At 36.4% G+C, this 7,525-nt stretch carries 2 protein-coding genes; both read right to left on the minus strand.

The window, feature by feature from the left end:
• The coding region (sprA, locus tag ABIQ27_RS07075; protein WP_348033086.1) for a cell surface protein SprA at window positions 1–6,799 on the minus strand (6,799 nt) is incomplete at its 3' end.
• Between the two features lie 12 nt (window positions 6,800–6,811).
• Window positions 6,812–7,393 carry a Holliday junction branch migration protein RuvA gene (gene ruvA, locus ABIQ27_RS07080; protein ID WP_348033085.1) on the minus strand — a complete coding sequence of 194 codons (582 nt, stop codon included), beginning with the start codon at window positions 7,391–7,393 and terminating at the stop codon, window positions 6,812–6,814.
• Window positions 7,394–7,525 lie beyond the last annotated feature (132 nt).

Here is a 7,525-nt window from a genome sequence, read left to right on the forward strand (position 1 = left end):
CATTATCCTGTTGTACCGAAGATGTAGGATCGTAATCAAGATTCGAACGGAAAGAGTTTATCGTATACGAAGCTCTGTAAGCATGCTGGATTGAGAAACGCTTGAATTTATCTTTAAAAAATTTATAACGCATCAATCCGCTGTACTTGATATTCCAGTTTGGAATTGGGATATCTCTAAAAGCACCCAACGAAATTCCTTTAGCAACATCGCCGGCACCTGTTGTATATAAACCTGTATACGCTGCTAAGAAAGATGGAATCAAAACAGCCTGATTGTTTTTACCAAAACCAACCGGGTAACCCAAGTTATTAGTATAAAAATTATAATTTGGATCAGTTGGCGCAGGAACTTCAAACCCTGGACCTCCATATACTGGGAATCCCGAACCTCCATAATGTTCTGTTGCTAATCTGTTGGCAATGATAATTCTGTTTTCTCTAAAATCCTGAAAAGAGGCAGAGCTATTTTCGTCGCTTGCTTTAAAGGAAGTTTTCAGCATAATTGCAGAAATTGAGAAGTTCCCAAAATTGTATGGCGACTGAGGATGATAATCACCACCTGCATCGGCATAAAATTGCTCTGAGTAGTTGTCAGCATAAGTTCTGTCCGCACTCAAATCTATTTTAAAGTCAGGGAATAAATCAACATTCGCCGTAACGTTTAATGTTTTAGTTACAACTTCAGTGTAATTTTGATTAAACTCAGGATAAGTTGTCAGCCAACCTCTTTTTGCTGCTTCGTAACGAACATCATCCTGACCTCCAAAAACGAAACCTAGTGATGGTTTTGACGAACCAAAGAAACCTAATCCTGGTAAAAATCCAGGAAGTACAGTTCCTTCATTTTGAATATAGTTAACCTGAATGTTTTTAACGCTCGTTAAAACACCTTTCAATCCATCCAAAAATACACTTGTTGTTTTTAAAGGTTGTGCTTTGATGCTGGTTATTTTTTCGCCTGGTTTTGGCAATGCAGCTGGCTTCTGAGCAGAAGGTGCCGGTTTTTTACCTAATCCAATGTATTTATAAAAAGTTTCCATGCTCAATACAGTATTCAAACGATGTGAACCTGCATTCTGAATTGTGTTCCCTAAATCATATCCATCAACTGAAGCCAATGCTAATGACGATTTTTGCCAGCTATAGCTACCTGTATAAGAATAAGTAGATTTTACAAATGCCAGGAATGGAATTTTGTTAATTGGCAAGTCATAATTTACTACTATTTCCTGGTTGTGCTGGTTTGGCGTTCCAATATTCCAGAAATCTGTCCAAATTGTATTGCTGTTATCGGGTACATTGTTTTCATCCATGTAGTTTCGGACAATATTGTGAGTTGCAGCTGTAAAATTAACTTTTAACGCTTTTGTGATATTATAGTTAAATCCATATTGATAATTGAACATATAATTTCTTCTGAACAATGGATCCAAAGCAATTCCGGCAACATCAACTTGTCTAAACTGTTGTTTGTTGTATTGTCTGATAATGTTACTGCTAAACGAAATGCTCGCAGGCAGATAGTTAAAGTTGAAATCACTTAGCATCTTCCAATAGGAGCTTTTCTTAAAGAATTTGTTTTTCTTGAACGGTTCTATTGCTTTGTTTTTGAAAGTATACGTATAATCAACACTTGTATTAACCTGCTGATCTATAAAATTTTCAATTTCATAATTGTGTTTTTCAACCTGATTATAAGAATACGAAAGCGTTAAATTTTCAGGATCATAAACATGTTGTTTCTGCTCCGCTGCTCTTTCTTTCTTAACACCAATAAAGTTGATGCTTTTTCTTTTTGTGAAATCGATTGCTCTGTTTCTAATGTTTTCTCTTACCGCAACACTGGTTGTGTTCGCAAGCAATTGCTCCAAACGAATATCCTGATTAAACGGATCATACTCTGGTGTAATAGTTTCTTCACCAACTGCGTAATTGAACGGTAAATTAATTCCCCATTTTTTTGGCAATAATTTACCTAAACTAAGATTAGTAACAATGTTATATTGCTGTGTATCTTCTCTGCTTCTTTCTTGTGGACCTTCTTCTAAAGCTCCAAAACCTATAGTACTCTTTCTTCCTGTGGCTGAAACTGTAGCAAAATCTGCTAAGTTGGTATCCATATTTAAAACAGCTGCCATTCCGCCTTTGTTATTCAAATCGGCAAGACGCAATTCGTTAAACCAAACTTCACCGCGGACACTTTCGGTACTACCGGCAGGAAGATTATTTTTAATACCAACCATTAACGTTCTAACCAAACCAAAATTAGGAGTTCCTTTTATTCCTAAACGCAGGTTTGGATCGCCATCACCTTCCGGGAAATTAACGAGATCATCATCTGGATAGAAAATACCGTTGGGGAATGATGCGAAGTTGATACCCAAAGATTCAACTTTCATCTTGGTTAACAACGCCATGTTAAGATTTATCTCATTATCTGCAGGCCAAACATCATCCTTATCGATAGCACCCGGCAGCGTTACTTTAAGCGGTATTTCAACCTGATAGAAGTTATTGGTAAAGTCATTTCCAAAACGAATAAATGCCGCCATTTGGTCATTTAGCAGTGGTGGTGTGTCTCCAGGTAATGCTTCAGCATGTAAAAACATTTTTAATTTATTGTACTGACGCATGTCAACATCCACGTTTTTAAATACTGCTCTTGAGTCACCAACTTCTAGTCCGCCATTTCCTGGTGTTGTTCCAGATACTCTCAACGAAAGTGATTGCTCATTTTGATTGATAACCTGTTGCCCGTTATTAAGTTGCTCTAAAATAACTCCCGGAGGCGTTACATAATGAATAGGCACTCTTTGAGAATTCTCCTGAACATTCACTGATAACACATCAAAATTTGTATCTGGGTCGGTTGTATCACCATCAGTAATTGCATCAAATGGTTTGTCATATCTTCTCCATTCGCCACGAACTAAATCTAAAACTCCGAAACGAAGCGTAATCGGCGTTGAAAATCCTGTCATAAACATTCTCATAAAGCGAATAGAACGAAAATCCGAAATACTACCAACAACAGAAGTTGGCTGTGTTACCGGAATTTTGAATTGATACCATCTGGCTTGCGTTGGAACTCCATTAGGCGTATCAGTAGCAATAACATTGGTAATAACTTTATCCGTAATAAAATTTTGCCCTACCGGCATTCCATCCGGTCCACCTGGATACATTTCAATCTTATATTCATAATATGCATTAGCCGTATTCATCGTGTTATCACGATTTATATCTTCAACATCCGGAATCGTTGTTGAGCCTCTGTTACTATCTGAAAGTCCAACAGGTGAATTCCCTTCAACTCCATTATAGTTTTTATAACGATCAAATATGGTTGAACCGGTTGCACTTAAGAAATATTGATAATCATCTGCTGCAGGGTCAGGTAAAGCAGCATAACCTCCAATTCCCGGAAGGTTTTGTTCAGCAGCATCATTTATACCATCAAAACCAACGTCTTGTGCTGTTCTATTGCCACCATCCACATCAAAAGCATAGATAAGTGACTGCGAAGATGGCACTTTACCCCAAACAGTAGGATTGGTTAATGCTTGTGAAGTAGGGTCTGAAGGTAATCCGTTTTCATATTGCTTACGCTCATCTTTTAAAACATCTTCAGATATTTCTCCAAGGTTAAAATAGACCTGACCTAAATTTCCTGCATTAGCAACGGCCGTTGGGTTTCCAGGATCAAAATAAGGGTCTAAAACCCAAAACTGAATATATTCTACATTGCTTTGTTCAAAGTTTGTAGAATTTATGGAACGCATAATTCCACCAAAATTTTTCGTTGAGCCATTAATAAGATCAGTAGAATCAAATCCATTCGGAAGAGCAGTTGGGTTGTAATTATACGGTCCTCTTTCTTCTGGATAATACGATAAATCCAAAGTATTTATTACCTGAGATTGCCCAACCTGAATATCTGTCAGAGGAAATAATTCACGGCTGAAAATCCTTCTTGTATTATTAGCTGAAATACCATCATTCCCTATGTCTCCAGGCGTTTGCACATATAAAGTTGGATCAATGCTATACCAGTTTAATTTTGCTCTCTTGTATCCATAACTTAAGTCAACTGCATTCGAGCCAAAATCATCATAATCGGCTACAGTTGGACGCTTTGGCACAGATGATAAACTCCATGATTGTGCTGAACGCATATCGATAGTAGTTTGCGAACCTTCAAAATCATCAACATAAACTGTTGGCTCACCTTCAAACTGGTCTGTTTTCGAAGCATCCGGTTTTAAAAAGGCAATTTCCCCACGTAATGAGAAGTTAGATGGAACATCGGTATCTATATTCGGTAATTTATTAACCAGTCGGGTTAAAAAAGGAACTTCAGTAGAATAATTGGCATTGAAGCCAAAGATAGTATTGTTAACAGATTCCTGACCATAATTTGATTTAGTCGTAAGTGGTCTTTCTGTCATTTTGATAAAAGTAGCCCCAAGCAATAATTTATCAGAGAATTTGTGCTCAACATTAATTCCCATGAATCTTCTGGTTTGTTGTCCAAAAGTCGAGTTGTTTTCAACAGAAACCTGAATTGGTGTATTCGATGCCTGCAACGACGGATCAAGGATTTGAACTCTTCCAGCCTGATAATTCACACTATAGTCAATTCCTTCCTGCAATAATCTTCCACCTGCTGTTACTACTACCGAACCTCTTGGAACATTGTAGGCACCAATCGGAATTCCGTCACCACCAGAAGATTTGTATCTTCCTTTTAATTGGAATTTATTCTTTTCAGCATCCTGCAAAGCTGCGGCCTGTGTGCCGGTATACATGCTTCTGAAAACATATTTTCGCTGATTGTCATTATAATCTGCTGTAGCTGGATCTCCATAATAATTCTGTGTCGGAAATGTTCTTAATTTCTCAAATAAAAGTTTACCAAAAGGTTCAACTGTTGTGAAAATTAATCGCCCATTTTGCTGGTCAACCGTCAATCCGGGTAAAAAATCAAAGAAACCATCACCACCTAATTGTGGATCATTGTTATAATTCAACCTGTCAACATTGAATACTTTTAGCAAAGGAGTTTCTGCGACATCAGCCGGTAAAGGAGAACTATCGTTGGCGGGTGTAATATAATTCAATGGTGAAGGGTCAGTGTATAAGATATTAAATCTGAAATCTTCCTGTTGCAGTTGGTATCCACCCTGAATTTGATAAATATTTTTCATCATCAAATTCCAAATAGGTTTCTCAACATTGGTTAAATTACTTTTTAGCATTTTCAGAATCAAACTCTGAGTCGATACTGTTGGATTAGTTGTTTCAGTACCTGTAATTACTGTTGAATCAACACCATCTGTACCAAATTCTCCAACCTGATAGACATCATCACCAATAGTATATTGATAAGCAACTGCTAACACTTCGTCATTAGCTAAACGTTGTTGCAATGAAATATAACCTAAATGTGTGTTAAGTGAATATTCGTTCGGCGCCAGCTTTCTGGCGTTTTCAAGTTTTGAATAATCGGTTCCTTCGTCTACAGTGTTATTAAAACCTGCACTTGAGGTAACAATATCCCTAATATTTGTATTTAATAATCCACCACCTGTTGTGATTAATTCCGGGTCATATTGGTTATTGCTATTATCGGTTGGTGTGTCAGTTGGAGTTGTTAGGAAGAAGTTGGGATTTGTTGGAATTACAGGAATAGCAACTATTTGTTGGTCTGTAAGACCTGTTAATCTTGATTCTCCTAAATCCTGAAGCGCAATAATGTTTCTTAAATTATTGTTGGTTGTGCTCACACGATTTTGTCTGTTGGTTACCCAAACTTCAATCCTTGTAATTTGAACTCTACTTCTTATTACCGGATAATCTCTTAAGACCTCATCGTATTTATTTCTAAAATATTGTGATAAGAAAAAGTGTCTGTCAGAATCATAATCAAGAGCAAATAATTCAAAATCCTGAATGGTTCCGCCGCCTTGTGCCGTTACTGATTTCGTTTGAGATTTTTGTTCCGAGAAAACTCCTGTTACTGTGGTTTTTCCAAACTGCAATTGGGCTTTAACTCCAAACAAACTTTGTGCACCACGAATCAATGAATTTGAAAGTGGCATGCTCACATTTCCAACTTCTATTTTTTGGATGATATCATCTTCTGTTGGTGCGTATTCTAATTTGATAAGGTTTTGGAAAGCAAAGGTCGACTCAGTGTCATAATTGGCGTTTACGCTCAGTCGCGTTCCTACTTTTCCATTCAGACTCATACTGATTCTTTGATCAAAATCAAATGAAGTCTGCGCTCTGTTTCTTGGCGAAAAGGATGGATTATCTTGTTTGGTGTAACGGACTCCCAAATCCATTTCAACAGAACCTGTCGGTTTTACATCAATCGTATTGGAACCAAAAATACTTTCAAAAAAACTCGAGTTGACATAATATCGCGGGAGCAAATCTTTCTTGGCAGCTTCGCTTCCATCTTTTTTTCCATCAATAGCATCCGATTTTTGCTTATAATAGTCACGCATCGATTCGCGAAGTACTAATTCTTCGTATTCTTTTGGTGTTAAAATAATCGGGTAATTGATATTGAATCCATCAACAGTGTTGGTGTAAATATATCTGTCGGTCGCCACATCGTAAGTATATGCGTTGACAATGCTGTTTGGATTTTTAATTTCCAGCCTACCTGTTGAATAACCGGTACTGTCTATTTGAGTGGGATTTACTTGAGAGAAAACTGTAGCGCTTAGCAGCAAAACTAATCCTAAGATTAATTTTTTAAAGTTTAATAATGATTTTGTAAAGTATATTGTTTCCAAGAATTATAAATTTTTTAACGCTTGTTTGATTATTGTTTCAACTCCAGCTTCTGGATTTTCTTTTATGATTTTATCCACCACTTTTTCTGCATTTTTTCTAATGTAGCCCAAAACCTCCAAAGCAGATAACGATTCTTCTCTACTAATATTGTGTTGAGAAGAAGAAATTTCGCTTAAATCATAGATTTTTAACACTTTTTCTTTCAAATCCAGTATTACACGCTGTGCTGTTTTGCTTCCAATTCCTTTTATAGATTGAATGGTGACAACATCTGCGCTGGCAATGGCATGGATTATTTGTTTTGGATCTAAAGATGACAACATTGTTCTTGCAATGCTTGCTCCAATTCCTGAAACCGATAGTAATAATTTGAATAATTCTCTCTCTGATTTTTCTACAAAACCAAACAAAGAATGTGCATCTTCTTTAATTTGAAGAAACGTAAACAATTTGATGAAATCAGCATTGGGAAGTAAAGAGAAAGTATGCAAAGAAATATTAATATGGTAACCAACTCCATTGCAGTCAATTACTACTTCAGTTGGTGATTTTTCAATTAATTTTCCTTGAATGTGTGCAATCATTTTTTACTAAAATCTAATTCCAAATATAACAAAATTCTTCAATTGAAAGAATGTCTTTGCAATATCTCTACAATAATACAAAACTTATTTGGCAGACATCTTTTTTCTTTTCTCTTTTTCTTGTGCATCAAC

Source organism: Flavobacterium sp. (assembly GCF_039916025.1).
Taxonomy (GTDB): Bacteria; Bacteroidota; Bacteroidia; order Flavobacteriales; family Flavobacteriaceae; genus Flavobacterium.